36 protein-coding genes and 1 pseudogene are annotated in these 23939 nt (G+C 39.6%); 28 read left to right on the top strand and 9 right to left on the bottom strand.

Features of this window, described 5'->3' with window-relative positions; translation table 11 throughout:
- The 27 genes from rplW (at position 1) to rplQ (ending at position 13401) form a co-directional block, all read left to right on the top strand.
- On the top strand, positions 1–345 hold the full coding sequence (rplW, locus tag CHB62_RS11625; protein WP_009012400.1) for a 50S ribosomal protein L23: 345 nt from the start codon (positions 1–3) through the stop codon (positions 343–345).
- A 7-nt stretch (positions 346–352) separates the two neighbouring features.
- Positions 353–1180 carry a 50S ribosomal protein L2 gene (gene rplB / locus CHB62_RS11630; protein WP_004361610.1) on the top strand — a complete coding sequence of 276 codons (828 nt, stop codon included), beginning with the start codon at positions 353–355 and terminating at the stop codon, positions 1178–1180.
- A gap of 22 nt (positions 1181–1202) precedes the next feature.
- Positions 1203–1472, top strand: a complete 270-nt coding sequence (rpsS, locus tag CHB62_RS11635) for a 30S ribosomal protein S19 (protein WP_004361611.1) — start codon at positions 1203–1205, stop codon at positions 1470–1472.
- A 36-nt stretch (positions 1473–1508) separates the two neighbouring features.
- Complete coding sequence (gene rplV / locus CHB62_RS11640; RefSeq protein WP_004383898.1) at positions 1509–1922, top strand: 50S ribosomal protein L22; 414 nt, start codon at positions 1509–1511, stop codon at positions 1920–1922.
- Between the two features lie 8 nt (positions 1923–1930).
- On the top strand, positions 1931–2659 hold the full coding sequence (gene rpsC / locus CHB62_RS11645; protein ID WP_004352815.1) for a 30S ribosomal protein S3: 729 nt from the start codon (positions 1931–1933) through the stop codon (positions 2657–2659).
- A 14-nt stretch (positions 2660–2673) separates the two neighbouring features.
- The gene (gene rplP / locus CHB62_RS11650; protein ID WP_004361613.1) at positions 2674–3102 is read left to right on the top strand and encodes a 50S ribosomal protein L16; all 429 of its coding nucleotides are present in this window, start codon (positions 2674–2676) and stop codon (positions 3100–3102) included.
- Positions 3103–3107: 5 nt separating this feature from the next.
- Positions 3108–3302: a 50S ribosomal protein L29 gene (rpmC, locus tag CHB62_RS11655; protein WP_004361614.1), complete on the top strand. Its 195-nt coding sequence runs from the start codon at positions 3108–3110 to the stop codon at positions 3300–3302.
- Positions 3303–3304: 2 nt separating this feature from the next.
- Positions 3305–3571: a 30S ribosomal protein S17 gene (gene rpsQ / locus CHB62_RS11660; protein ID WP_089366982.1), complete on the top strand. Its 267-nt coding sequence runs from the start codon at positions 3305–3307 to the stop codon at positions 3569–3571.
- Positions 3572–3573: 2 nt separating this feature from the next.
- Positions 3574–3939 (top strand): 50S ribosomal protein L14, encoded by a 366-nt coding sequence (gene rplN, locus CHB62_RS11665; protein WP_004352833.1) that lies wholly within the window; start codon positions 3574–3576, stop codon positions 3937–3939.
- A 20-nt stretch (positions 3940–3959) separates the two neighbouring features.
- Positions 3960–4277 (top strand): 50S ribosomal protein L24, encoded by a 318-nt coding sequence (gene rplX / locus CHB62_RS11670; RefSeq protein WP_004383897.1) that lies wholly within the window; start codon positions 3960–3962, stop codon positions 4275–4277.
- On the top strand, positions 4277–4831 hold the full coding sequence (gene rplE / locus CHB62_RS11675; RefSeq protein ID WP_004383896.1) for a 50S ribosomal protein L5: 555 nt from the start codon (positions 4277–4279) through the stop codon (positions 4829–4831). The genes rplX and rplE overlap by 1 nt, the downstream gene beginning before the upstream one ends.
- 5 nt (positions 4832–4836) lie before the next feature.
- On the top strand, positions 4837–5139 hold the full coding sequence (rpsN, locus tag CHB62_RS11680) for a 30S ribosomal protein S14 (RefSeq protein WP_004361619.1): 303 nt from the start codon (positions 4837–4839) through the stop codon (positions 5137–5139).
- Positions 5140–5264: 125 nt separating this feature from the next.
- Entirely contained in the window at positions 5265–5660 is a 396-nt protein-coding gene (rpsH, locus tag CHB62_RS11685; RefSeq protein WP_004361620.1) for a 30S ribosomal protein S8, read from the top strand.
- Positions 5661–5674: 14 nt separating this feature from the next.
- Positions 5675–6241 (top strand): 50S ribosomal protein L6, encoded by a 567-nt coding sequence (gene rplF, locus CHB62_RS11690; protein WP_004383895.1) that lies wholly within the window; start codon positions 5675–5677, stop codon positions 6239–6241.
- A gap of 21 nt (positions 6242–6262) precedes the next feature.
- Positions 6263–6607 (top strand): 50S ribosomal protein L18, encoded by a 345-nt coding sequence (gene rplR / locus CHB62_RS11695; protein WP_025837513.1) that lies wholly within the window; start codon positions 6263–6265, stop codon positions 6605–6607.
- 6 nt (positions 6608–6613) lie between these two features.
- A complete protein-coding gene (rpsE, locus tag CHB62_RS11700) occupies positions 6614–7126 on the top strand; it encodes a 30S ribosomal protein S5 (RefSeq protein ID WP_004361622.1) in 513 nt (170 codons plus the stop codon).
- 19 nt (positions 7127–7145) lie between these two features.
- Entirely contained in the window at positions 7146–7322 is a 177-nt protein-coding gene (rpmD, locus tag CHB62_RS11705; RefSeq protein WP_089366983.1) for a 50S ribosomal protein L30, read from the top strand.
- Between the two features lie 26 nt (positions 7323–7348).
- Positions 7349–7795 (top strand): 50S ribosomal protein L15, encoded by a 447-nt coding sequence (gene rplO, locus CHB62_RS11710; RefSeq protein ID WP_089366984.1) that lies wholly within the window; start codon positions 7349–7351, stop codon positions 7793–7795.
- Between the two features lie 4 nt (positions 7796–7799).
- Positions 7800–9140 (top strand): preprotein translocase subunit SecY, encoded by a 1341-nt coding sequence (gene secY / locus CHB62_RS11715; protein WP_089366985.1) that lies wholly within the window; start codon positions 7800–7802, stop codon positions 9138–9140.
- Positions 9141–9156: 16 nt separating this feature from the next.
- Positions 9157–9957, top strand: a complete 801-nt coding sequence (gene map, locus CHB62_RS11720) for a type I methionyl aminopeptidase (protein ID WP_089366986.1) — start codon at positions 9157–9159, stop codon at positions 9955–9957.
- Between the two features lie 7 nt (positions 9958–9964).
- Complete coding sequence (gene infA, locus CHB62_RS11725) at positions 9965–10183, top strand: translation initiation factor IF-1 (RefSeq protein ID WP_004352768.1); 219 nt, start codon at positions 9965–9967, stop codon at positions 10181–10183.
- 13 nt (positions 10184–10196) lie between these two features.
- Positions 10197–10313: a 50S ribosomal protein L36 gene (gene rpmJ / locus CHB62_RS11730; protein ID WP_004352823.1), complete on the top strand. Its 117-nt coding sequence runs from the start codon at positions 10197–10199 to the stop codon at positions 10311–10313.
- 97 nt (positions 10314–10410) lie between these two features.
- Positions 10411–10791: a 30S ribosomal protein S13 gene (gene rpsM, locus CHB62_RS11735; protein WP_004361628.1), complete on the top strand. Its 381-nt coding sequence runs from the start codon at positions 10411–10413 to the stop codon at positions 10789–10791.
- A gap of 20 nt (positions 10792–10811) precedes the next feature.
- Positions 10812–11201: a 30S ribosomal protein S11 gene (gene rpsK / locus CHB62_RS11740; RefSeq protein WP_004383890.1), complete on the top strand. Its 390-nt coding sequence runs from the start codon at positions 10812–10814 to the stop codon at positions 11199–11201.
- A 37-nt stretch (positions 11202–11238) separates the two neighbouring features.
- On the top strand, positions 11239–11847 hold the full coding sequence (gene rpsD, locus CHB62_RS11745; RefSeq protein ID WP_009012408.1) for a 30S ribosomal protein S4: 609 nt from the start codon (positions 11239–11241) through the stop codon (positions 11845–11847).
- Positions 11848–11861: 14 nt separating this feature from the next.
- Positions 11862–12860 (top strand): DNA-directed RNA polymerase subunit alpha, encoded by a 999-nt coding sequence (locus CHB62_RS11750; RefSeq protein ID WP_004361631.1) that lies wholly within the window; start codon positions 11862–11864, stop codon positions 12858–12860.
- A gap of 58 nt (positions 12861–12918) precedes the next feature.
- Entirely contained in the window at positions 12919–13401 is a 483-nt protein-coding gene (gene rplQ, locus CHB62_RS11755) for a 50S ribosomal protein L17 (protein WP_089366987.1), read from the top strand.
- 77 nt (positions 13402–13478) lie between these two features.
- On the opposite strand, the gene CHB62_RS11760 is transcribed toward rplQ, so the two are convergent.
- The 9 genes from CHB62_RS11760 to CHB62_RS11800 form a co-directional block, all read right to left on the bottom strand.
- Complete coding sequence (locus CHB62_RS11760) at positions 13479–13997, bottom strand: hypothetical protein (protein ID WP_089366988.1); 519 nt, start codon at positions 13995–13997, stop codon at positions 13479–13481.
- 10 nt (positions 13998–14007) lie between these two features.
- Entirely contained in the window at positions 14008–14673 is a 666-nt protein-coding gene (locus CHB62_RS11765; protein ID WP_089366989.1) for a hypothetical protein, read from the bottom strand.
- A 177-nt stretch (positions 14674–14850) separates the two neighbouring features.
- Complete coding sequence (locus CHB62_RS11770; protein ID WP_089366990.1) at positions 14851–16959, bottom strand: dynamin family protein; 2109 nt, start codon at positions 16957–16959, stop codon at positions 14851–14853.
- A gap of 3 nt (positions 16960–16962) precedes the next feature.
- Positions 16963–18870 carry a dynamin family protein gene (locus CHB62_RS11775; protein ID WP_089366991.1) on the bottom strand — a complete coding sequence of 636 codons (1908 nt, stop codon included), beginning with the start codon at positions 18868–18870 and terminating at the stop codon, positions 16963–16965.
- Position 18871: 1 nt separating this feature from the next.
- Positions 18872–19264 (bottom strand): hypothetical protein, encoded by a 393-nt coding sequence (locus CHB62_RS11780; RefSeq protein WP_089366992.1) that lies wholly within the window; start codon positions 19262–19264, stop codon positions 18872–18874.
- Between the two features lie 5 nt (positions 19265–19269).
- Positions 19270–21087, bottom strand: coding sequence for a dynamin family protein (locus CHB62_RS11785; protein ID WP_089366993.1), 1818 nt, complete (start codon positions 21085–21087; stop codon positions 19270–19272).
- Positions 21088–21114: 27 nt separating this feature from the next.
- Positions 21115–21333, bottom strand: a complete 219-nt coding sequence (locus CHB62_RS11790; protein WP_089366994.1) for a DUF6140 family protein — start codon at positions 21331–21333, stop codon at positions 21115–21117.
- Positions 21334–22124: 791 nt separating this feature from the next.
- Positions 22125–22607: a hypothetical protein gene (locus CHB62_RS11795; protein ID WP_089366995.1), complete on the bottom strand. Its 483-nt coding sequence runs from the start codon at positions 22605–22607 to the stop codon at positions 22125–22127.
- Between the two features lie 22 nt (positions 22608–22629).
- A complete protein-coding gene (locus CHB62_RS11800; RefSeq protein WP_089366996.1) occupies positions 22630–23256 on the bottom strand; it encodes a hypothetical protein in 627 nt (208 codons plus the stop codon).
- A 187-nt stretch (positions 23257–23443) separates the two neighbouring features.
- On the opposite strand from CHB62_RS11800, the pseudogene CHB62_RS14700 reads away from it, so the two are divergent.
- Positions 23444–23638, top strand: a pseudogene (locus CHB62_RS14700) (PDDEXK nuclease domain-containing protein); the annotation flags it as partial.
- Positions 23639–23939 lie beyond the last annotated feature (301 nt).

Here is a 23939-nt window from a genome sequence, read left to right on the forward strand (position 1 = left end):
ATGGGATTTATCATTAAACCAGTGGTCACTGAAAAGATGACCAAGTTGACAGACAAGTCTTCTGAGGATAAGGTTGTAAAGCACAAGGGTGAGAAGAGAACTATTTTGGCGCAGCCAAAGTATGGTTTTATTGTTAAGCCTGAGGCCAACAAGCTTGAGATTAAGAAAGAAGTTGAGGCTTTATACAACGTTACAGTAGTAGATGTGAATACCGTTCGTTACGCAGGTAAGCGTCAAGCACGTTATACCAAGGCAGGTCTTGTGAAAGGACAGAAGAACGCATTCAAGAAGGCTATCGTCACTTTGAAGAATGGCGATTCAATCGATTTTTATAGCAATATTTAAATAAAAAATGGCAGTACGTAAATTAAACCCGGTTACACCGGGACAAAGACACAAGGTTATTGGCACGTTCGAGGATATTACTGCATCCGTGCCAGAGAAGTCTCTCGTTTACGGTAAACGTTCTACCGGTGGTCGAAACAACACCGGTAAGATGACTGTCCGCTATATGGGCGGTGGTCACAAGAAGAAGTATCGTCTTATCGACTTCAAGCGAGAGAAAGATGGTGTTCCAGCTGTAGTGAAAACAATCGAGTATGATCCAAACAGATCAGCTCGTATTGCGCTGTTATACTATGCTGATGGTGAAAAACGTTACATTATTGCTCCTAACGGACTGCAGGTTGGTGCAACACTGATGTCAGGTGCTGAGGCAGCACCTGAGGTTGGTAACGCTCTTCCTTTGGCTAACATTCCTGTTGGTACTGTAATTCATAACATTGAGTTACGTCCAGGTCAGGGTGCATTGCTCGTTCGTTCGGCTGGTAATTTTGCTCAGCTTACTTCTCGTGAAGGCAGTTATTGTGTTATCAAGCTTCCTTCTGGTGAAACTCGCCAGATTTTGTCAGCTTGTAAGGCAACTGTAGGTAGTGTGGGTAACTCTGATCATGCACTTGAGCAGTCTGGTAAGGCTGGTCGCTCTCGTTGGTTGGGTCGTCGTCCTCACAACCGTGGTGTTGTTATGAACCCTGTTGATCACCCAATGGGTGGTGGTGAAGGTCGCCAGTCTGGTGGTCACCCACGTTCACGTAAGGGCTTGTACGCTAAGGGTCTTAAGACTCGTGCACCTAAGAAGCTTTCAAACAAGTACATTATTGAGAGAGCTAACAAGAAGTAATCAAAGTAATTAAGAGTAAATTATGAGTCGTTCATTAAAAAAAGGTCCATACATCAACGTATCACTCGAGAAGAAGATTCTTGCTATGAATGAGAGTGGTAAGCAGAATGTAGTAAAGACATGGGCCAGAGCATCAATGATTTCCCCTGATTTTGTGGGTCACACTGTTGCAGTTCATAACGGAAATAAATTTATCCCTGTTTACATTACTGAGAACATGGTAGGTCATAAGCTCGGTGAGTTCAGTCCTACACGCCGTTTTGGTGGTCACTCTGGTAATAATAAGAGGTAAGCAGGTCATAATCCATTTAGAAAATAGAAAAATATAATGGGAGCAAGAAAACATATAAAGGCTGAAGCTCGTAAAGAAGCTTTGAGAAGCCAGTATTTTGCAAAGCTCAAGGACTGTCCTTCTTCTCCACGTAAGATGCGCTATGTTGTAGACATGGTTCGTGGTATGGAAGTCAATCGTGCCCTTGGCGTACTGAGATTCTCCAAGAAGGCAGCTGCCCAGAATGTTGAGAAACTTCTGCGTTCTGCTATTAACAACTGGGAGACAAAGAATGACCGCAAGGCTGAAGACGGTGAACTTTTTATCTCTAAGATCTTCGTAGATGAAGGTGTTACAATGAAGCGCATGCGTCCTGCACCACAGGGCCGTGGCTACAGAATCCGCAAACGTTCTAACCACGTCACTCTTTTCGTTGATTCAAAGAATGACGCTAATAATGATGATAAATAAATAGTAGAATGGGACAGAAAGTTAATCCAATTAGCAACCGTCTTGGTATCATCCGCGGTTGGGAGTCAAATTGGTTTGGTGGCAAGAATTTCGGGGATAATCTCGTAGAAGATCGTAAGATTCGTACTTACCTGAACAAGCGTTTGGAAAAAGCAAGCGTTTCCCGTATTGTCATTGAGCGCACATTGAAGCTCGTCACCATTACTATTTGCACCGCTCGTCCGGGTATCGTTATCGGTAAAGGTGGTCAGGATGTTGATAAGCTTAAGGAAGAGTTGAAGAATCTTTTCAAGAAGGAGATTCAGATTAATATCTTCGAGGTTAAGAAACCTGAACTTGATGCAAACATCGTTGGTAACAATATCGCTCGCCAGGTAGAGGGTAAGATAGCTTACCGTCGTGCTATCAAGATGGCAGTTGCTAACACTATGCGTGCTGGTGCTGAAGGTATCAAAGTTCAAATTACAGGTCGTCTGAACGGTGCCGAAATGGCTCGTAAGGAAATGTTCAAAGAGGGACGTACTCCTCTACATACATTCCGTGCAGACATCGATTATTGTCAGACAGAAGCCCTTACTAAGGTAGGTCTGTTGGGTATCAAGGTATGGATTTGCCGTGGTGAAGTTTACAACAAGGTAGATCTTACACCTAACTTTACTCAAGAGAAGAGCAATGGCCGTTCTAACAATGGTGGCCGTTCTGGAAGAGGTAATCGTAGAAGAAACAATAACCGTTAAAAGAAGAAGCTATCATGTTACAGCCAAAAAGAGTAAAATATAGAAGACCTCAAGACGGACGTGGCAACAAAGGCAACGCCCACAGAGGTACACAGCTGGCTTTCGGCTCATTCGGCATCAAGACACTTGAGGCTAAGTGGATCGACAGCCGTCAGATTGAGGCCGCTCGTATAGCAGTAAACCGCTATATGAACCGTCAGGGCCAGGTCTGGATCCGCATCTTCCCTGATAAACCAATCACTCGTAAGCCTGCCGATGTTCGTATGGGTAAAGGTAAGGGTGATCCAGCAGGATGGGTTGCACCAGTTACTCCAGGTCGTGTTCTCTTTGAAGTAGAGGGCGTAAGCTTTGATATTGCAAAGGAGGCACTTCGTCTCGCTGCACAGAAGCTGCCTGTTAAGACAAAGTTTATTGTTAGACGTGATTTCGATAAAAACGCTTAAGAAAGATGAAGATTAAAGAAGTAAAAGAACTCGAGACCAAGGATTTGGTTGAGAAGATTGAGAATGCTGAGACAGCTCTTGCAAAAATGAAGCTGAATCATCAGATTACTCCACTTGAGAATCCATCTCAGATTAAGGCCGCTCGTCGTGATATTGCACGTATGAAAACAGAACTTTCTCAGAGAGAACTTAATAAATAACAATGGTCCAGATGGAAACAAGAAATTTAAGAAAAGTAAGACAGGGTGTCGTTATCAGCAACAAAATGGATAAAACCATCGTTATTGCAGCTAAGTTCAAAGAGAAGCACCCTATTTATGGTAAGTTTGTCCAGAAGACAAAGAAGTACCATGCTCATGACGAGAATAATGAGGCAAATGTAGGTGATACAGTACTCATTATGGAGACTCGTCCTCTTTCTAAGACAAAGAGATGGAGATTAGTTCAAATCGTAGAAAAAGCTAAGTAATTATGATACAGACAGAATCAAAACTTACAGTATGTGATAACAGCGGTGCTCGTGAAGCTAAGTGCATTCGTGTACTCGGTGGTACTGGCCGTCGTTACGCAAGTGTTGGTGACGTTATCGTAGTTGCTGTACAAAACGTCATCCCATCAAGTGAATTGAAAAAGGGTGCAGTATCAAAGGCTTTGATCGTTCGCACAAAGAAGGAGATTCGTCGTGCTGATGGTTCATACATCCGCTTCGATGATAATGCATGTGTATTACTGAACAACGCAGGTGAAATTCGTGGTAGCCGTATCTTCGGTCCTGTTGCTCGTGAGCTGCGTGCAGTGAACATGAAGGTCGTTTCTTTGGCACCTGAGGTTCTTTAATTATTAAATAGAATAATAAAATGGCAAAATTCCATATAAAGAAAGACGATCAGGTCATTGTTCTTGCTGGTGCAGATAAGGGCAAGACTGGAAAGGTGCTTAAGGTCATCGCAGATAAGGAACGTGCTATTGTAGAGGGCTTGAATATGGTCTCTAAAAGCACAAAACCTTCTGCTGCTAACCCACAGGGTGGTATCATTAAGCAGGAGGCTGCAATTCATATCTCAAATTTAAGTCTCATCGATCCGAAGAGCGGTAAGGCTACACGTATCAAGATTGAACGTGAAGGCAAGACTGTTAAGCGTATCGCTAAAAAGTCAGGGGAGGAAATTAAGTAATGAATACAGCTCAGTTAAAGAAACAGTATAAGGAGCAGATTGTTCCTGCTTTGCAGAAGCAGTTCAACTATTCTTCAGCTATGCAGGTGCCTGTTTTGAAGAAGATTGTTATCAATCAGGGTCTTGGTGATGCAACTCAGGATAAGAAACTTATTGAAGTTGCTGTTAACGAGATTTCTTCTATTACAGGTCAGAAGGCTGTTGCAACTTATTCAAAGAAGGATATTGCAAACTTCAAACTGCGTAAGAAGATGCCTATCGGCGTAATGGTAACTCTGCGTCGTGAGCGTATGTATGAGTTCCTCGAGAAGCTCGTTCGCGTATCTTTGCCACGTATTCGTGACTTCAAGGGTATCGAGAGCAAGTTCGATGGTCGTGGAAATTATACTCTCGGTATTACCGAGCAGATTATTTTCCCAGAGATTAATATCGATCAGGTTGACCGTATCCAGGGTATGAACATCACCTTCGTAACATCTGCTAAGACTGATGAAGAAGGATATGCTTTGCTGAAGGGCTTCGGACTTCCATTCAAGAATGCTAAAAACGATTAATTGATATGGCAAAAGAATCAATGAAAGCTCGCGAGGTAAAGCGTGCAAAGCTTGTAGCTCGTTATGCTGAGAAACGCGCAGCTCTGAAAAAGATTATCGCTACTTCAAATGATCCTGAAGAGGCTTATGAGGCTGCTCGTAAGTTGCAGTCTATTCCAAAGAATGCTAATCCTATTCGTCTACATAATCGTTGTAAGATTACTGGACGTCCAAAGGGATACATTCGTCAGTTTGGTCTCTCTCGTATTCAGTTCCGTGAGATGGCATCTCAGGGACTCATTCCAGGTGTAAAGAAGGCAAGCTGGTAAACAAATATATCGACGCGGATAGTGAATTGTGAAAAAGATTTTGTATCTTTGCAGCTCATTATCCGCTTTTAAGCGATTTTTTAATATTGTCGGGGTAGTCCCGATTAATTAAACATTTATATTTTATGACAGATCCAATAGCAGATTATCTGACAAGACTCAGAAACGCAATCATGGCTCATCACCGTGTTGTTGAGGTTCCTGCGTCTAACTTGAAGAAGTCTATTACAAAGATTCTCTTCGAGAAGGGTTACATCTTGAACTACAAGTTCATCGAGGATGGTCCCCAAGGCTCAATCAAGGTCGCATTGAAATACGACCCTGTAACAAAGCAGAGCGCTATCAAGAAATTGAAGCGTGTTTCTACCCCAGGTCTTCGCCAGTATACTGGTTACAAAGACATGCCGAGAGTAATTAACGGACTTGGAATTGCAATTCTTTCCACGTCTAAAGGTGTAATGACAGACAAGGAAGCTGCTGCTGAGAAGATTGGTGGTGAGGTTCTTTGCTACGTTTATTAATTGGAGGATTGAATATGTCAAGAATAGGAAAATTGCCAATTAGTGTTCCTGCTGGTGTTACAGTATCTCTCAATGGTGGTGTTGTTACGGTAAAGGGTCCTAAAGGTGAACTTTCTCAGAAGGTTGATTCCTCTATCAAGACTATCATCGAGGATGGTCAGGTAACATTCGAAATTGATGAGAATAGTCCAGTAAACTACAAGCAGAAGCAAGCTTTTCATGGTCTTTATCGTTCACTTGTTAACAATATGGTTGTTGGTGTAAGCGAAGGTTATAAGAAGACATTGGAGCTCGTTGGTGTAGGTTATCGTGTTTCTAACCAGGGTAACTTGGTGGAGTTCTCACTTGGTTATACTCACCCAATCTTTATTCAGCTTCCTTCAGAAGTTAAGGTTGAGACAAAGAGTGAGCGTAATCAGAATCCAATCATCACTCTTGAATCAGCTGACAAGCAGCTGCTTGGTCTCATCTGTGCAAAGATTCGTTCTTTCCGTAAGCCTGAACCTTACAAGGGTAAGGGTGTCCTGTTCCAGGGTGAGGTTATTCGCAGAAAGTCTGGTAAGACAGCTGCAGCTAAGTAACTTTAATACATCATTACGATTATGACAACAAAGAAAGAACAAAGAAGAATTAAGATAAAGTTCCGCATTCGTAAGAGTGTGAACGGTACTGCAGAGCGCCCACGCTTGAGCGTTTTCCGCAGTAATAAGCAGATTTATGCACAGGTTATTAACGATTTGACCGGAACAACCCTCGCTTCAGCTTCTTCACTTGGTCTTGAGAAGATGGCTAAGATAGAGCAGGCTAAGAAGGTGGGTGCACTTGTAGCAGAACATGCGAAGGCTGCTGGTGTAGAGCAGGTTGTTTTTGACCGTAACGGTTATCTCTATCACGGACGTGTACAGGCTTTGGCTGATGCAGCACGTGAGGGAGGACTTAAATTCTAAACGATTATGGCAATGAATAGAGTAAAAGTAAATAGTGATGTAGAACTGAAAGATCGCTTGGTTGCTATCAACCGTGTAACTAAGGTTACAAAGGGTGGTCGTACTTTCACATTCGCAGCTATCGTCGTTGTAGGTGACGGTAAGGGCGTTATTGGTTGGGGTCTTGGTAAGGCTGGTGAGGTTACTGCTGCTATCCAGAAGGGTACAGATTCAGCAAAGAAGAACCTTGTTAAGGTTCCAGTTTTGAAGGGTACTGTTCCTCATGAAGCAGAGGCTCGTTTCAGTGGTGCTCATGTTCTCCTTAAGCCTGCTGCAGCAGGTACTGGTCTTAAGGCTGGTGGTGCTATGCGTGCTGTTCTTGAGAGTGCAGGTGTTACTGATGTGATTGCAAAGTCAAAGGGTTCTTCTAACCCTCATAACCTTGTGAAGGCTACTATTGCTGCCCTCGCTGATATGCGTGATGCATATACAATCGCAGGTGAGCGTGGTATCAGTATGGATAAAGTATTTAACGGTTAATTTTAGGAGGTATTTAATTATGGCAAAAATTAAGATTAAGCAGATTAAGAGCCAGATTGGTGCTCCTAAAGACCAGAAAGAGACTTTACGTGCATTGGGTCTTCGCAAGATTTCTCAGGTTATAGAGGTTGAGGATACTCCAAGCTGCCGTGGTATGATTCGTAAGGTTCATCACCTGGTATCAGTAATTGATTAAGTAATCTTTTAAAGAAAACAGTAATTATGAAATTAAATAATTTGAAACCAGCTGTTGGCTCTACACATTCACGTCGTCGTATTGGTCGTGGTCCAGGTTCTGGGCTCGGTGGTACTTCTACTCGTGGTCACAAGGGTGCAAAGTCACGTTCTGGTTATAAGAAGAAGATTGGCTTTGAGGGTGGTCAGATGCCTCTCCAGCGTCGTGTACCGAAGGCTGGTTTCAAGAACATCAACCACAAGGAATATTTCGCTGTAAATCTTTCAACTCTTCAGGCTCTTGCTGAGAAGAACAATCTTACTAAGATTGGTGTAGAGGAGCTTAAGGCTGCTGGTCTCACCAATTGTAAGGAACTTGTTAAGATTCTTGGTAATGGTGAGTTGAAGGCTAAGTTGGAAGTTTCAGCAAATGCTTTCTCTAAGACTGCCGAAGAAGCTATTAAGGCAGTAGGTGGTAACACAACTATAATCTAAGTTAATGAAAAAGTTTATTGAGACACTGAAGAACTGTTGGAAAATTGAGGATTTGCGTCAGCGACTTCTCATAACTATTCTGTTCACAGCTATTTACCGTTTCGGGTCGTTTGTGGTGCTACCTGGCATTAATCCTACCCTATTGGAAAAGTTGCAGGCACAGACCAAGGGCGGTCTTATGTCACTTTTGGACATGTTCTCCGGTGGTGCATTTTCTCATGCGTCAATCTTCGCATTGGGAATCATGCCTTACATCTCAGCTTCTATCGTTTTACAGATTCTCGCTGTCGCTGTACCTTATTTCCAAAAGATGCAGCGTGAAGGCGAAAGTGGCCATAAGAAGATAAACTGGTATACGCGTGTCCTGACAGTAGTAATCCTACTGTTTCAGGCACCGTCTTACTTGTTGAACTTAAAAGTGCAGGCTGGTGGTGCTCTGGCTTCAGGCATCGATTGGACTACATTTATGATTCCTGCGACAATTATTCTTGCTGCAGGTTCTATGTTCATTCTTTGGCTCGGTGAGCGTATCACGGATAAAGGAGTTGGTAATGGTATCTCTTTGATTATTATGATTGGTATCATCGCACGTTTGCCTCAGGCTCTTATTCAGGAGTTTAGTAATCGCGTTTCTGCGGCTATCGGTGGTGGTATTGTGATGCTTATCATAGAGATTATTGTCCTTTATGCTGTTGTATGTGCGGCTTTACTCCTTGTACAAGGTACTCGAAAGATTCCTGTGCAGTATGCTAAGCGCGTCGTTGGAAATAAACAATATGGTGGAGCTCGTCAGTATATCCCTTTGAAACTGTTTGCTGCTAATGTTATGCCTATTATCTTTGCGCAGGCTTTGATGTTTATACCATTGGCAATTGTACAGTATTCATCTGATAATACCAGTTCTGTTCTCCAGTCTTTGATGAATACAAAGAGTCTGGCGTATAACTGTATTTATGTGTTCCTTATCATAGTGTTTACTTATTTCTATACTGCGATTACACTTAATCCAACTCAGATGGCTGAGGATATGAAGCGCAATAACGGTTTTATTCCTGGCGTTAAACCTGGAAAGGATACAGCAGATTATATTGATACAGTAATGTCTCGTCTTACGGGACCAGGTGCTTTGTTTATCGCTTTCATTGCTATTATGCCTGCATTGGCAGGATATTTAAATGTTGCTGATGCCTTTGGTCAGTTCTTTGGTGGAACTTCATTGTTGATTCTTGTTGGTGTTGTTATCGACACACTTCAACAGATTGAATCTCATTTAATGATGCGCCACTATGATGGACTTCTCAATTCAGGACATACACGTAGCAATGCTGGTGTTGCAGCTTATTAGATCTTTATCTTAGGGAATGAATATATTTCTAAAGACTGAAGATGAAATAGAACTCATGCGTGAGGCCAACCTGCTGGTAGGTAGAACTCTGGCAGAGGTTGGTCGTCATGTTAAGCCAGGTGTCACAACTCTCCAGTTAGATAAAATAGCTGAAGAGTTTATTCGTGACAATGGTGCCATACCTACATTTAAAGGCTTTCCCAGTTCCTATGGCCCTCCTTTTCCTGGTAGTATATGTGCGTCTATTAATGATGTAGTCGTACATGGAATACCAAGTGAAGATGTTGTGCTGAAGGATGGTGATATAATTTCTATTGATTGTGGAACTTTACTTAATGGGTTCAATGGAGATAGTTGTTATACTTTCTGTGTTGGAGAAGTAGGTGAAGATGTGATGAAGCTACTTCGTACGACTAAGGAGTCTCTCTATAAGGGTATTGAGGTGGCACAGGCTGGGCATCACGTCGGTGATATTGGTCAAGTTATTCAAGACTATTGTCAGGCACAAGGCTATGGTATTGTTCGTGAACTAACAGGTCATGGTATTGGACGTGAGATGCATGAGGACCCAGCAATTCCTAATTATGGAAAGCGAGGGAGTGGAGTATTACTGAAGGCAGGAATGTGTATAGCAATAGAGCCGATGGTTACTTTGGGTAGTCGAGAAATTGGTATATTACCAGACCGATGGAGTATTGTTACACGTGACCGTCGTCCAGCAGCACACTTTGAGCATACCATTGCTATTAGAGCTGGTAAGGCTGATATTTTATCTTCTTTTGAAGAAGTAGAACATTTAGAAGGACAAAATTTTTAATTAGTATATGGCAAAGCAAACTGCAATAGAGCAGGACGGAACAATTCTCGAAGCACTATCAAATGCGATGTTTCGAGTGGAATTAGAGAATGGTGTTGATATCACCGCTCATATTTCCGGTAAGATGAGAATGCACTACATCAAGATTCTTCCTGGTGATAAAGTGAAGGTTGAGATGAGTCCATACGACCTGACTAAGGGTCGAATCGTTTTCAGATACAAATAAACAACATAGAGATATGAAGACAAGAGCATCATTAAAGAAGCGTACAGCTGACTGCAAGATCGTTCGTCGTAAGGGTCGCCTGTTCGTTATTAACAAGAAGAACCCTAAGTTCAAAATGCGTCAGGGTTAAGTTAAAAAAGCGTAAAAAGTAAGTTTTCTCGTAATTAATGCTTACCTTTGCGTGCTTTTTAGCGTTAAATGACATTTATTTATTTAATTATCAAACAATGGCAATAAGAATTGTTGGAGTAGATTTGCCCCAGAATAAGCGTGGCGAAATCGCATTGACCTATATCTATGGTATCGGTCGAAGTAGTTCAGCAAAGATATTGGATAAGGCTGGTATTAGCCGTGACCTGAAGGTCAGCGAGTGGTCTGATGACCAGGCAGCCAAGATCCGTGAAATTATCGGTGCTGAATTCAAAGTTGAAGGTGATCTCCGTTCTGAGATCCAGATGAACATCAAGCGCCTCATGGATATAGGTTGCTATCGTGGTGTTAGACATCGTAATGGTCTTCCTGTTCGCGGTCAGAGTACTAAGAACAATGCTCGTACCCGTAAGGGAAAGAAGAAGACTGTTGCTAATAAGAAGAAGGCTACTAAGTAATTCTAAGGAGGAAATTAATTATGGCAAAGAAATCAGCAACATCTAAGAAAAGAAATGTAAGAGTTGACGCACTTGGACAGCTCCACGTGCACAGCTCATTCAATAACATTATTGTATCTTTGGCTAACAACGAGGGTCAGGTTATCTCTTGGTCTTCGGCTGGTAAGATGGGATTCCGTGGATCAAAGAAGAATACTCCTTACGCTGCTCAGATGGCAGCAGAGGATTGCTCTAAGGTAGCTTTCGATCTCGGTCTTCGTAAGGTTAAGGCATTCGTTAAGGGTCCAGGTAACGGTCGTGAGAGCGCAATCCGTGCGGTGAACGCAGCAGGTATTCAGGTAACTGAAATCGTTGACGTTACTCCATTGCCACACAACGGCTGCCGTCCTCCAAAGCGTCGTCGTGTATAATCACATCTTATAACAATTAAAAGAATTCATATTAATTATGGCAAGATACATAGGTCCAAAATCACGAATCGCACGCCGTTTCGGTGAACCAATTTTCGGCGCAGATAAGGTATTAGCTAAGAGAAATTTCCCTCCAGGACAGCACGGTAATAACCGTCGTCGCAAAGTTTCTGAGTATGGTGCTCAGCTTGCAGAGAAGCAGAAGGCTAAATACACTTATGGCGTTTTGGAGCGTCAGTTCCGTAATCTGTTCGACAAGGCTGCTAAGGCAGATGGTATTACTGGTGAGGTTCTTCTTCAGAGTCTTGAGAGCCGTCTGGATAATGTAGTGTTCCGTCTCGGTATCGCTCCTACTCGTGCAGCTGCTCGTCAGCTCGTTAGCCACAAACATATTGTTGTTAACGGTAATGTCGTAAATATTGCTTCATATCAGGTAAAGGCTGGTGACGTTGTTGGTGTTCGTGAGAAGGCTAAGTCACTTGAGGTTATCGAGGCTGCTTTGGCAGGCTTCAACCACAGCAAGTATCCTTGGCTTGAGTGGGATGATAACGCTAAGTGCGGTAAGTTCCTCCATCGTCCAGACCGTGCTGACATCCCTGAGAATATTAAGGAGCAGTTAATCGTTGAGTTGTACTCTAAACAATAAAATTCATTAAATTAATGGCGATATTAGCATTTCAAAAACCTGATAAAGTAGTGATGCTGGAGGCCAATGACCATTTCGGCAAGTTCGAATTCCGTCCACTTGAGCCTGGCTTCGGTGTTACCATTGGTAACGCTCTTCGTCGCATCCTCCTTTCATCGCTGGAAGGCTTCGCAATCAACACTATCCGTATAGCTGGTGTTGAGCACGAGTTCTCTTCAGTTCCTGGTGTAAAGGAAGATGTTACCAACATCATCTTGAATCTCAAGCAAGTTCGATTCAAGCAAGTAGTAGAAGAATTCGAGAATGAGAAAGTTAGTATCACCGTAGAGAATTCCACCGAATTCAAAGCAGGTGATATCGGTAAGTATCTGACTGGATTTGAAGTGTTAAACCCTGATTTGGTGATTTGTCATTTAGACTCCAAGGCTTCTATGCAGATTGATTTGACCATCAACAAGGGACGTGGTTATGTTCCTGCTGAGGAAAATCGTGAATACTGCACTGATGTAAACGTACTCCCAATCGATTCCATCTACACCCCTATTCGTAACGTTAAATATGCCGTTGAGCCATATCGTGTTGAACAGAAGACCGACTATGACAAATTGGTTGTTGAAGTTACGACCGATGGTTCCATCCACCCAAAGGATGCATTGAAAGAGGCTGCAAAGATTCTTATTTATCATTTCATGTTGTTCTCTGATGAGAAGATTACTCTTGAGAATCCAGATCAGGAGGGCAACCAGGAGTTTGATGAGGAGGTTCTGCACATGCGCCAGCTCTTGAAGACCAAGTTGACCGACGCAAGTCTCAACTTGAGTGTTCGTGCACTTAACTGCTTAAAGGCAGCTGATGTAGAGACATTAGGCGACCTCGTACAGTACAACAAGACGGATCTCTTGAAGTTCCGTAACTTTGGTAAGAAATCGCTTTCTGAGCTTGATGATTTGCTCGAGAGTCTGAATCTGTCGTTTGGAACCGACATTACAAAGTATAAATTGGATAAAGAATAGTTGACGAGTTATATAAATGACAAGTTGACGGATTTATCCACAACAAGTTAAAAACAAAATGAGACATAATAAGAAATTCAACCATTTGGGTCGTACTGCTGACCACCGCGCTGCGTTGCTTTCAAACTTGGCAGTTGCTTTGATTCAGCACAAAAGAATCACTACGACTCTTGCTAAGGCAAAGGCTCTTAAGAAGTATGTTGAGCCGCTGATTACACGTTCTAAGAACGATACAACCAACTCACGTCGTGTTGTATTCCGTTATCTTCAGAACAAAGAGGCTGTTACTGAACTCTTCAAGGAGATTTCTGTAAAGGTAGCTGATCGTCCAGGCGGTTACACACGTGTTATCAAGCTCGGAACTCGTCAGGGTGACGCTGCTCAGATTGCATTTATAGAGCTTGTTGACTATGATGAGAATATGGCTAAGACTCCAAAGGCTGAAGCTAAGAAGACTCGTCGTAGCCGTCGTTCTACAAAGAAGGCTGATGCACCTGCAGAGGCTTCTGAGAACGTTGCTGAAGAGGCAAAGGCTGAATAATCTGAATAGATTTTATCTCTATAATAAAGAACTCCCGGTACTTAATGTATCGGGAGTTTTTTTGTAGAATAAGCTTTCTACTTTAGCATTCTTGACACATAGCCATTGTGGCGGAACCATTTATGTGCCCAGTTGGGTACCATAAAGATATAGCCAGAGATGTCTTCGTGAGGAGCGCAGTCAAGTTGGTTGCCAATGATGTCTGCGGCTTCTTGTACAGAAGTTCCGTATAATCGTGCTAATTCTTCACGTATAAGCGTATATGTGATGTTACGGATAGAGGCTGCGTTGATAGGTTGATTTCCTAATAGAGCCAATAATTCTTCTTTAGAAGGGATTTTCACTTTCGGCCCTACTCGTAGTCCTTCAAAGCAGTATTCACCATCTACCTTATACATTGTAAATCCATCTTTACGGTTGCGTTCATTACAGTCCTCTGCCATTTGACGTGCAATAGGGTGGGTGATACGTTGTAATATCTCTGCGATAATGGGTTGATGACGTAATTGTCCGTATGTATATCCTTCACCGTTGATTCCACCAGAACCCGATGGGATATCGGAGTCGGAGATTATGCATAACTCTTTTCTTTCCATTTATTCTTGTTTAAGTATTCTGATTAAATTTTAGTTCAAACTCTGTGTAGAAGTCCCTAACATAAATGAAATCGAAGATGCTGAAGCTTGTATGGTCGTATAGATTGTGGAAATGCTGATGAAGGTGTAAGTCGTAACTCCATTCTCTGTCTAATCCTTCATTCCAACAATCATCCGCATCTTGCAATCCTATGAGTTCCATTTCACTCTTGTCGTCTTCCTCTCCATGATATCCATCAAAACTTATACAGCAACCATATTTGCAATAGATGTCGTTATAACCTTCATCATTGAGAATCTCCCATATCATTTCTGATTCTTCTCCTTGAAAAGGATTATTTTTCGAGTATTGTCTGTCTTTTCCTAAGAAGATTTTACACTCTACACCCTCAAACAGCAAGCTATTTCCACTATCTGCCAACATTTTCTTTGTATTGTAATATAACTCTCTGCTTTGTTGATAGTTTTTAATTACTACTTCTTTAAGTATTTCGTTGAATTCCTTTAACAGCTGATAGTTTTCATCTGTTGGCTTGAATAGTTGGTTAAGGAGCATTCGACGATTAAAGATGAGTGCTTCCATCTTCTCATCACATGTTATTAATTGTGGGTTCTCGTAATAGGTCAGAAGTAAAGACTCAGTCTTATTGATTTCGCTTTTTACTGTTTTATTCATTCTCAATATTAAATCTGTTTATGTGTGTAATAGATATTATTTAATATCGTTTTCTGAAAACATCTACACAAAAAATTTTAAAGACTTAATTATGCCCTTTTGTAACAAAAGAGTACGACAGAAGATTACTGACGTACTCTTTTGATGAATTATTCTTGGTTTCAAAGTCTTTATAATTTACGAAAGTTCTGTTTGCAATGCTTGAATATCTTCTATTTGCTTTGCTATATCCCTTTTTGTCTCTTCTAAGACTTTGCATTCTTCTTTTGCATTATGTAGTTCTTGTTCTTTGTTATTTATTTTTGAGCGTACATTTGTTATTTGTTCTTGAAGTGGCTCAATCAGTTCATTAATAAACCTATTACGAACATCCTCGATAATCTTATCTTTGCTCTTGAAAGCCTGATTTAGGTATGGTTTAGGGTCGAATTCCCTACTAATAGAATTAATTTCGTCTGAAACATCTTTTTTTATTCCACTATGGCTTATTGAATCTATAGTTTTTTCCCATAATCCTAATGTGACTCCATTAAGAGCACCATTGCATATTGAGCCAATAACATCACCCCAAGTAATCTCTTCCTCATCATCATTTGCATAAGAAAATAAATCACTTTTACCCATATCCATTGTTATGTTGTTTTGAGTGGACTTTATAAAATCTTTGTTGTTGAAATCAGGTAGATATTTCAAAAGTATATCTTCTGTGTCAGAGAAAAATTCTTTAATACTGCGTTTTATTTTATTCTCGCAGTCTTTTGAAATATTTTCTGTTGCACGTTTAAGTTTTCTTGTTTTTAAAGCTTGTAGTTCCGTATCAAGTTTTGGACTTATACTATCAAAGCTCTTAAAAGTTCCCCATTCGTTTTGTACAATATTGAGCATTCTGCGGCAGCTTGCATCAACAATGTCTTCTAATTCATTTTTACCTTTTCCAACAAGATTACGGATTTCTGCATTAAGGTCTTCTTCAAGATAAACGATTTTCTTTAATATTCTCTTTTTTGCTTTTGATAGTTTCTCTTCTCTTTCTTCAAGGTCAGAGTCAGGGGCTAAAAGGAGAGTAATTTTATTTGAGAGTAGGCTAAGAGCATCTTCATTATCTGTTTTTATTTTTTCTCCTGCTGCAAGTATTGCATTTATTGGCTTTTTGAATAGGATTTTTCCTTTCTCATTGTCAATCATATTCTGTACAGCTTTGATAAACTGATCTATGTGGCTCCACCTGTACATCTCAGTCTGTGTACTAATCCCAAAGTTAGAGCAATGACGTTTCCATGCGAATTCAAAGCTATCAGAAGAGGTAATCTTGCTCATTGGTAATTCAGAGAGTAACGCCATCTCTGCGGAAAGTGGTATAGGCTCAACATCATTCAGAATCTCAACAAGTGTATTGTCATTACATTCGCGACAGGCTTTTTTGATTTCCTGTTTTACATAATCCTTAATTTGGTTTTCGTCCTCAGGATTAGTTTCGCTGCAATAAGGTATGTCGTATTTATTAATACCTACAAGGACTTTACCGATTCCGCATTGGCGTACATTTTTGAAGATAATGTCCCTATCGGTCGCATCAAATGGTCGGCCTGCATAAAGCATCATGATGACAACATCTGCTTTTGCAAGAAATGCTTTGGTTCGTTCTTCGCGAGAAACGATTGGGTCGTTGAATCCTGGAGTATCAACGACCTCAACTCCCTTTAAGCATTCATTAGGATAATAGATAGTGACAGACTTTGTTATAGAGACATATTTTCCCTCAGCTCCAACGTATTCTATGAGTTGATCAAAACTATCTTCTTTTGTCTTACCAAGGTAACTATCCAGTGATGTCCCTAATTTGTTAGCTTTAGAAATCAACTCTTTTGCTGCTTTTATTTTTGAGGCATCAAGTGTGTCAGTCGCTTCACTCTCTTCTCTTAGGGCTTGCATCTTTTGTTCAGCCCATTCGTCAGCAGTATAAAATTCAGCTACGATATGTTCTTTTTCTCCATACGTAATGACGGAAAGTGCAGCAGTCATAGGTGTAGTTGCTGCAGGAAGAACATCATCTTTAAAAACAAATGAATTTAGGAAGGTAGATTTTCCACATTTCATCTGTCCAATGACACCAATAGTTAGAGTGTCATTTTCTATTTTTTCTTTTATCTCTTCTAAGGAAATTATCCCTTTGTTCGTTGTTTCTTCTTTTGTTGCAGGAATCCATCCATATTTTACAGCTTTTGTTGCGAATGCAATGAGTTGCTGTTTTTTTGCTTGTAACTCTTCAAACAAATTGTGTTCCATATCTTATAGTTCTTTTGTTATTTTTTTGTATTGTTCTAAACAATCGTTGATATTCTGCCATGCAGATTCTATATCACATAGCATAGAATAGACCTCTTGTGCTTTTTCTGCATTTTCTCTAAGATTATCTATTTTGTTGGCAATTATTTTAGGCCTCTCTTCAGCAATGATATCAAGAAGTTCGATTAATTGGTCATATTCTTCTTTGGACATTTCATAACGATCGCTACTGAAGATATGAGTCTCCCATCGAGGAATTTGCCTGGCAGCCTCACAATCCTTGTATAGCAAATTGAAATCTTCTATTAAATCATCAATAATGTTATCACCAATTTGAGACTCTCCTATAAATGACTTGCTTTGTTCATCTACATTCTCCTTGAATACTTTGAGTAGATGTTCTAAGTCTTCTTTTATTTCAGAAATAAAATTCTCACGGGATTCTATCTTTTTGACATTATGAATAGGTGTCATAATATCTTCGATTGATGCTTTAGATGAGAATCTAATGAACTGCTCAATTTTAAGTCCTTCTTCTTCCAAGGTTTTTTGAATAAGTTCTTCAACTTTTTGAATTTCGGATTCAGACTTAGTGTCAACTTTGTTAATGACAATATATAATGGTTTATTAAGTTTCTCCTTGATAATAGAGATTGAACTTCGATTTACGGTTCCAGCATTTACATCAAATACCCAAAAAAGTGCATCGCACTCATTAATGACATCAATGGTACGATCACGATCTTCGCTGTCATTAGAATTGAATCCTGGTGTATCAAGAATACTTAATCCAATGAGATTAGGATTTTTATACGTCATTACAAAGTATTTTATAAGCGAAGATACACCTTTTATCTGGTCAAGAACTTCTTTTGAAACTTTTTTAAATGTTTCTTCAAGAATTTCTTTACGCCTTCCGTCACCTGAGATAAAACTATAGGATACAACAGAACCTCCTGCAATATATGTAGGAATAGCGGTTGTAGCCTTTGTACTAACAGGAAGTTTTGGTATATCAGGATTATCTTGAGTCAGAATTCTATTGACGATAGAAGTTTTACCAGCTGAGAACTCTCCTACAAATGCTATTGTCCTTTTCCCATCTAACCAGCTTTTACGCTTAGTAGCAGTCCATTGGTCACAATTGTCTATGACGTATTGTTTCTTAGGAGCAATAGCTTGCTTTCCTATAAATTCTTTCCAAGGTATATTATCATAACTATTGTATAAGTAAGAGTTCAAATCAAGATATGATCCTTTTACAAAAGATTCAAAAGTGTTAATTCTTTTGTATAACTTCTGTGTATCTTCTGTACTGATTTCTTTTGCGGAAAGAATCTCCTGAATGAAATCCAAAGATCCCATCTTGATTTTTAGTTCTTCAAGTTTATCGTCAAGTGTTTGACTAAGAGAAGAAAGTTCCTCTTTAAGACAATTCGTGTTTTTTTGTTCTGTTTTTAGATTGTCTTGTAGTTCAGCAATATCGTCATCTTTTAAATGAAGCTTCTTTTTTAAATCAGAGATGTCATCTTCATTTTCCTCGATTTCTTCTTCAAGATCTTCAATCTTTTTTTTCAGTTTTTCAGTTTGAGCTAACTGTTCTTTGAAAGAGTTGTCTATTTTCCCATCTATAGCATTCTTTAGCTGTTCATCAAGCTGTGCACATTGTTCATTTGCTTCTTTCAGCAAAGCCTTGTATTTTGACTCAATTTTGTCCAACTCGTTCTCAAGGTCAACGCTGTTAGTAAGTTTCTTTTCTGTTTCAGCTAATTTGGTCTTCAACCTCTCATTCTCTACTGAAAGTTGAGAAGCCAAGGTTTTACTGTTTGATGTCTGACCTGAACAATAAAGCCAAATGAAAACTGCTATAATAATATCTACAATTATGTATATGATTATTGTTGAATCCATACTATCCTATTTTTTCTTTCAAAAGAGAAATTTGAGCCGCTTGTGCTTCACATGCATCTTTATATTCTTTTACTTTACGTGCAAGTTCATCATTCTGTTGGCGAAGTGACTTTAGCTCTAATTTTGCTTTATCAAGTTCGTCTTCTAAGTCATCTTGTTCTTCGTCATTCTCTTTTGCCTTTTTTCTAATTCTGTCTAATTCTACCATCAGATCCTCTACTTGACGTTCAGCCTCTTTGTTACGCTGACGGAATTTTTCATTTTCAGCATAAAGTGTTTCTAACTCTCTTTGCTTAGTATCATTCTGTGAAGAATTTCCTACGATTTTGTCCTTAAGAGCTACTCCAGCAACGCCACCAATAACAATTCCACCAATTAGTTCTATCATTTTCATTTGTTTTATATAGTTAATAATAATGTTTTATATTCTCGTAATTGACTTATTCTTTGCTCAAATTGTTCTTTTTGTTCTTTACGTTCTGCTTTCAATTGATTAAGAGAATTTGTTTTCTGGTTAATAATTTCAGTAGCTTCTTCATTCAAAGAAACCCTAACTATATTAACTAATTCCAGCGAAATCTCCTTTAATCTATTATTGAAATCGGGTGATAAAGATGAATCTATATAATTACGAACTGCGCGAGCACGTTGTGGCTTGGAAAGGAGTTTATCTGTAACAAAACCAACCATGCTGTCTATTAGCCCCTTGTCGCTTCCAACTTTTCCTGATAGAGCTTGTGCTCCATTTTCAATAGTTTCATATTTTTGAGTAACTTTTGTTGCTAATGTAACTGCCTTCTCTATTCTGCTAACAGCTTTCTGGTTAGAAATAATACTACCAACGTCAGAAACTGTATCAATAGCATCAATAGCTTTTCCACTTGCTAATGCTCCACCTGCTGCGGCTGCTCCTCCTGCAGTTGCTGCAACAGCAGCAACTGTTCCAACAGCAGCTGCAGCAATTACACCCACCTTTATCCATTGGTCATATTCATGTCCCATTCCATTCAAATCCATATTATAAGTTAAGCCTGTCATTTGGATGTTTGAGAGGTTCATACTTTTTAGAGATTCTAATGAAATGCCATCTTCTTTTTCACTTTCATTCTGATTTCTTGCTTTCTCACAGATAGCAGCTTGTATACCATTTTTGTAGCTATTCATTAATAATGAAGCTGTATTATTAATAGTTGTCATTGCTTCATTGTCGAAATCTGAACTTTTTCCTGTTACAAGCGTGTTAAGTTTATCGAATATTATATCTTCAAATTTACGTGTGGTTGTGCGTTCCTGTTCATCAATATCATCGGCAACAGAATCAACTAAACGTTCTATTTGTCGTTTGACTCTGTCAAGTTCTTGCTGACACATTCTGATAGCTTCGTCAGTGTTTTCGTCGGATAAAGAGGCAGACATTAGTTCTTCAACCTGCTTGAGCATCATTTTTGATATATTTTTCAGGCGTTGATCATCAACACGTTTCAGAATATCTTTCTTTTCCTCCTGAATAGAATCAAGTAAGGTGTATAACTCTTCGAGTGAGTCTTTTGTTGCAGATACAACAGCTACTTGCTTTAAAGGAATCTTACAATTTTTGCTGATGTATTGTTTTGCAGACTCGATATCTTCCTCTGACTTAGTGTCGCTTTTGGTAAGTATTAAATAAATTGGTCGTTGAGATAATTTTATCATCTCGATAAAGTCTGTCAGTGAACGAGTCATCTGCTGGTTTATGTCGGTAACAAGTAATATCCCATCAGCCTTAGGTAGAAAATTGACAAGTGTTTGTTTGTGTTGAGGATCAGGAGATGAAAGTCCAGGGGTATCAACAATTATAGTAGAAGCAGGAATGCGTGTAGATGTGTCAAATACTGTCACAACTTTTGCATCTGCTAATTCTTCGTTTTTTAAGTCATTTATATTTTCTACTTCTATACAGTTACCATTGGCATCGATTACTTCTGCGTGACAAGAATCACTGCCAAAATGCACTTCATAAATTGTTGCTGTTGTAGGTTTAGTAGCACTTTCCAAACCCTTACTATCAGTCAGTGCATTGATAAGCGTTGTTTTACCCGAGCTAAATTCGCCGACTAAAGGAAGGATAATGTTTGCATTTTCCTGCTTAGACCGCAATTCTATTAATGTTAACTCTTCAACTATGCTGGTTAGTCCTATGGACTCTGCAATAGAACGTAAGTCTTCAATCTTATTCATAATAGTTTAAGTTGTATTGTATTCTTATTATATCTTTTCTACAATTAAATACGCAGGGGTCAAAGCATTCATCTTCTTTAAGTCTACACCAAAGTGGTTAAAGAAGAGACTGTTTATTTTCTCTCTTTCTTGATTGTTTGAAAGAATGTTTGAAAACATCGAAGCATACTGGATGCTCATGCCTGGTTCTATAACCATGCCATCACAGTGCTTTGACATCTTCACGGTAATTCTGAAAAGTGCCATGATTTTTTGTTTTTAGTTATAATTGTATTAGACGAGGATAAAAGAAGAAAGGGGACACGGCCCGCTTTATCTTTATTTATCCGGTTCGGTTCTGGAAAACACCTTGGAGTCAAAATAAAGTAAAGACAGTCCATGCCCCCATATAGGATAGGGGCACAGAACCTGCCTAAACTCGATTAGTGACGACTCCTTAGTTGAATTTTCCAGATTTAACCGGGTCGAATAACCTCGTTTGCAAGTTTTGTGCAATGAATGGTGAGTAGTTTGTAAAGTGCCCACCAAACATGGCACAAATGTAGGGAATTTATTGGAAATGGCAAAATAATAATGAAATAAAGTAAAGAAATCACAATGAAAAGTATATATTAATACTACTCTAAAGAATATAATTACGATATATTTGCTTGGTAAAATATGTTCAGTAGAAAGCTTGTTTACTGTTTTAGCTAATGGAAGCTATCACATTTCCTTTCTCATATAGGTTGGTTGCTGATCTATTACTCCGTAGAATGTAATGATTGTGAAGAATCTTTCTTCTTCTCTCCAATTTGCGTGTTTATGTCCCGCATGGGTAGTGCTAAGGCTCAGCACCAATGGTGCGGAGGCCTAACACCACTGGTGCGGAATGTTAATACGAATGCAATTGAAGTGCTAACACATTATTATACGATGTTAGTATGCCAGCAACTTATTGCTAAGAGAGGGTATAACTGCCAAAGCCAAATATAACATATTTGCTAAGGACGTTTATTCTTCAACTTTTTAATAGCGAAAGACAGAGTTGAACAAGCTTATCTGGCGGCTTTAAAGATATGATTCAGTTGGCTGATAGCCTTGTCGTCAAACTCAATCCTTCCACCCATACGCAGTAAGCCCATTATTTTGTTGTTGATAACGAGTTGATGGCCAACGTAGGCTGTGCCGAAGCAGGCATCGTGATTTCCGATAGCAATGGTCTGCACTTGATCTAAAGGAAGTATACCTTTTGAACTGAATGCAATTAAACCACTGAGGAAGGAATCCTTTGTACACTTATAATAGAGTGTCTTGTCGGTAATCATCAGCCCCGTCCAGCCATATCCACCAAATGAACCCACGATAGAGTCATTGACAATGAGTAGCGGTTGCTCTTCTTGGCAAGTAATGCCATAGCGGTTGCAATGTTTCTCGATAAGTTCAGCTGTGATGTTATTGCCTGTAAAGATATTTTTACTTATGGGAAGTGCATGGCACTCGTAATCTTTTATGGCTTTGATGAGTTTTTCTGTTGTCATGTCTCTGTATATTTTGAAGTTTTTATTCTGAGTATGAATCGGTATTATCGTATGTATCGTTGAAGTCTTGGTTCATATCCTCTTCTAACTGTCGAGCAGCAGATGCACCACCGTCAGGGTCTTCTCCGTCAGTAGGGTAGACGTCATAGCTGTCAGATAATTTGTCTTGAAATATCATATTCTTAAAACCAGTCATATCATTAGGCTCTATCGAGAAAATCCGCCACCCATCTTCTTGTAGGATTAACATTGCGGTGAAGATTCCCTTTTTGTTCTTAAGTACAACCATTGCTACATCTTGATAGTTGGTTAGTGTAGCAGCTTTTACGGACTCGAAACCCATGTCTGACCTATCATAACCACTACCGCCATTCGCCATATTGAGAAGTGCTGCCATGGACTCTAATTGTTTTGCCAGTTTCCCAGTACAGAACTTTGATGCAGCTTCAGAAAGTCCTTCTGTTTTTAATGCTTCAAAATATTTCTCAACAGTAGCAGCTGCCTCACCCTCAGGTGTAGCATGGAATGCTTCGATACTATCTTTCCGTATCTCTTCAGGAGTCTTAGGAGAACAACTGGTAGTTGTGAGTAAGGTAGTGCTGCAGAGCAATGTAATACCAGTAATCAAGATAAATGTTGTTTTGTTCATAATTTATTAGGTCTTTGTTTTTGTCTGCAAAATAAATGTATCTTTGTGAGAGGTACAAAGGATTTTATTTGTATTTTATTAGGAGAATGACATTAGTGCTGTGATTAGTAATATATGAAGAAAAGAAGAGGCGTTTTACCTCTTGATGTGACGTAACACCGATGTTTTTCTTCTCTTAGAGTGGTAATTAGTTTCTCATATCACTAAATATCTTCTGGAAAAGGACATTGGCTTTACTTTTGTTGCCTAACAGAAGTATTTTGAGCTTGGTGCCTCTGATTTCTATGCCGATGTCATCCTTTATGATATCCTACGACATCCATACAATGTTATCGAACTTAAAGTCACATCATTCAAAGCCGAATATATAGGGCAGAACAATTTAGGTTCTTCCGTTAAATGCGTAGATCGTTAATAGAATGAGATTAATATACATACATGGTAAGCTTACCGCCAATAAGATTGTTTTATAAGGGGGGGGGTAAACTATATGATAAATGTAATTAGGTGTGATGCCAATCTGTCATCTATAACCTGCTTATTCCTTTATTAAATCATGTTTGTAAACTATTTTTGTACATCTCAAACCCAACACATGCTCTTTTGGCTTCTAAAAGACGCCCTTTTGGCTTGCAAAAGATACTCTTTAAGACCCTTACTAACGCCCTTTTGAACACCAATTA

Source organism: Prevotella jejuni (assembly GCF_900187995.1).
GTDB classification, from domain to species: domain Bacteria; phylum Bacteroidota; class Bacteroidia; order Bacteroidales; family Bacteroidaceae; genus Prevotella; species Prevotella jejuni.

Bases quoted from the DNA above. Each gene is read 5' to 3' on its own strand.
- CHB62_RS11765 (WP_089366989.1), bottom strand. From the start codon at position 14,673: ATGAATAAAACAGTAAAAAGCGAAATCAATAAGACTGAGTCTTTACTT.
- CHB62_RS11770 (WP_089366990.1), bottom strand. From the start codon at position 16,959: ATGGAACACAATTTGTTTGAAGAGTTACAAGCAAAAAAACAGCAACTC.
- infA (WP_004352768.1), top strand. From the start codon at position 9,965: ATGGCAAAGCAAACTGCAATAGAGCAGGACGGAACAATTCTCGAAGCA.
- rplN (WP_004352833.1), top strand. From the start codon at position 3,574: ATGATACAGACAGAATCAAAACTTACAGTATGTGATAACAGCGGTGCT.
- rpsK (WP_004383890.1), top strand. From the start codon at position 10,812: ATGGCAAAGAAATCAGCAACATCTAAGAAAAGAAATGTAAGAGTTGAC.
- rplF (WP_004383895.1), top strand. From the start codon at position 5,675: ATGTCAAGAATAGGAAAATTGCCAATTAGTGTTCCTGCTGGTGTTACA.
- rplB (WP_004361610.1), top strand. From the start codon at position 353: ATGGCAGTACGTAAATTAAACCCGGTTACACCGGGACAAAGACACAAG.
- rpsS (WP_004361611.1), top strand. From the start codon at position 1,203: ATGAGTCGTTCATTAAAAAAAGGTCCATACATCAACGTATCACTCGAG.
- secY (WP_089366985.1), top strand. From the start codon at position 7,800: ATGAAAAAGTTTATTGAGACACTGAAGAACTGTTGGAAAATTGAGGAT.
- CHB62_RS11790 (WP_089366994.1), bottom strand. From the start codon at position 21,333: ATGGCACTTTTCAGAATTACCGTGAAGATGTCAAAGCACTGTGATGGC.
- CHB62_RS11750 (WP_004361631.1), top strand. From the start codon at position 11,862: ATGGCGATATTAGCATTTCAAAAACCTGATAAAGTAGTGATGCTGGAG.
- rplW (WP_009012400.1), top strand. From the start codon at position 1: ATGGGATTTATCATTAAACCAGTGGTCACTGAAAAGATGACCAAGTTG.
- CHB62_RS11760 (WP_089366988.1), bottom strand. From the start codon at position 13,997: ATGGAAAGAAAAGAGTTATGCATAATCTCCGACTCCGATATCCCATCG.
- CHB62_RS11775 (WP_089366991.1), bottom strand. From the start codon at position 18,870: ATGGATTCAACAATAATCATATACATAATTGTAGATATTATTATAGCA.
- rplX (WP_004383897.1), top strand. From the start codon at position 3,960: ATGGCAAAATTCCATATAAAGAAAGACGATCAGGTCATTGTTCTTGCT.
- rplV (WP_004383898.1), top strand. From the start codon at position 1,509: ATGGGAGCAAGAAAACATATAAAGGCTGAAGCTCGTAAAGAAGCTTTG.
- rpsD (WP_009012408.1), top strand. From the start codon at position 11,239: ATGGCAAGATACATAGGTCCAAAATCACGAATCGCACGCCGTTTCGGT.
- rpmJ (WP_004352823.1), top strand. From the start codon at position 10,197: ATGAAGACAAGAGCATCATTAAAGAAGCGTACAGCTGACTGCAAGATC.
- CHB62_RS11800 (WP_089366996.1), bottom strand. From the start codon at position 23,256: ATGAACAAAACAACATTTATCTTGATTACTGGTATTACATTGCTCTGC.
- rpsM (WP_004361628.1), top strand. From the start codon at position 10,411: ATGGCAATAAGAATTGTTGGAGTAGATTTGCCCCAGAATAAGCGTGGC.
- rplQ (WP_089366987.1), top strand. From the start codon at position 12,919: ATGAGACATAATAAGAAATTCAACCATTTGGGTCGTACTGCTGACCAC.
- rplP (WP_004361613.1), top strand. From the start codon at position 2,674: ATGTTACAGCCAAAAAGAGTAAAATATAGAAGACCTCAAGACGGACGT.
- rpsQ (WP_089366982.1), top strand. From the start codon at position 3,305: ATGGTCCAGATGGAAACAAGAAATTTAAGAAAAGTAAGACAGGGTGTC.
- rplO (WP_089366984.1), top strand. From the start codon at position 7,349: ATGAAATTAAATAATTTGAAACCAGCTGTTGGCTCTACACATTCACGT.
- rpmD (WP_089366983.1), top strand. From the start codon at position 7,146: ATGGCAAAAATTAAGATTAAGCAGATTAAGAGCCAGATTGGTGCTCCT.
- rpmC (WP_004361614.1), top strand. From the start codon at position 3,108: ATGAAGATTAAAGAAGTAAAAGAACTCGAGACCAAGGATTTGGTTGAG.
- map (WP_089366986.1), top strand. From the start codon at position 9,157: ATGAATATATTTCTAAAGACTGAAGATGAAATAGAACTCATGCGTGAG.
- rpsE (WP_004361622.1), top strand. From the start codon at position 6,614: ATGGCAATGAATAGAGTAAAAGTAAATAGTGATGTAGAACTGAAAGAT.
- CHB62_RS11785 (WP_089366993.1), bottom strand. From the start codon at position 21,087: ATGAATAAGATTGAAGACTTACGTTCTATTGCAGAGTCCATAGGACTA.
- CHB62_RS11780 (WP_089366992.1), bottom strand. From the start codon at position 19,264: ATGAAAATGATAGAACTAATTGGTGGAATTGTTATTGGTGGCGTTGCT.
- rplE (WP_004383896.1), top strand. From the start codon at position 4,277: ATGAATACAGCTCAGTTAAAGAAACAGTATAAGGAGCAGATTGTTCCT.
- rplR (WP_025837513.1), top strand. From the start codon at position 6,263: ATGACAACAAAGAAAGAACAAAGAAGAATTAAGATAAAGTTCCGCATT.
- CHB62_RS11795 (WP_089366995.1), bottom strand. From the start codon at position 22,607: ATGACAACAGAAAAACTCATCAAAGCCATAAAAGATTACGAGTGCCAT.
- rpsH (WP_004361620.1), top strand. From the start codon at position 5,265: ATGACAGATCCAATAGCAGATTATCTGACAAGACTCAGAAACGCAATC.
- rpsN (WP_004361619.1), top strand. From the start codon at position 4,837: ATGGCAAAAGAATCAATGAAAGCTCGCGAGGTAAAGCGTGCAAAGCTT.
- rpsC (WP_004352815.1), top strand. From the start codon at position 1,931: ATGGGACAGAAAGTTAATCCAATTAGCAACCGTCTTGGTATCATCCGC.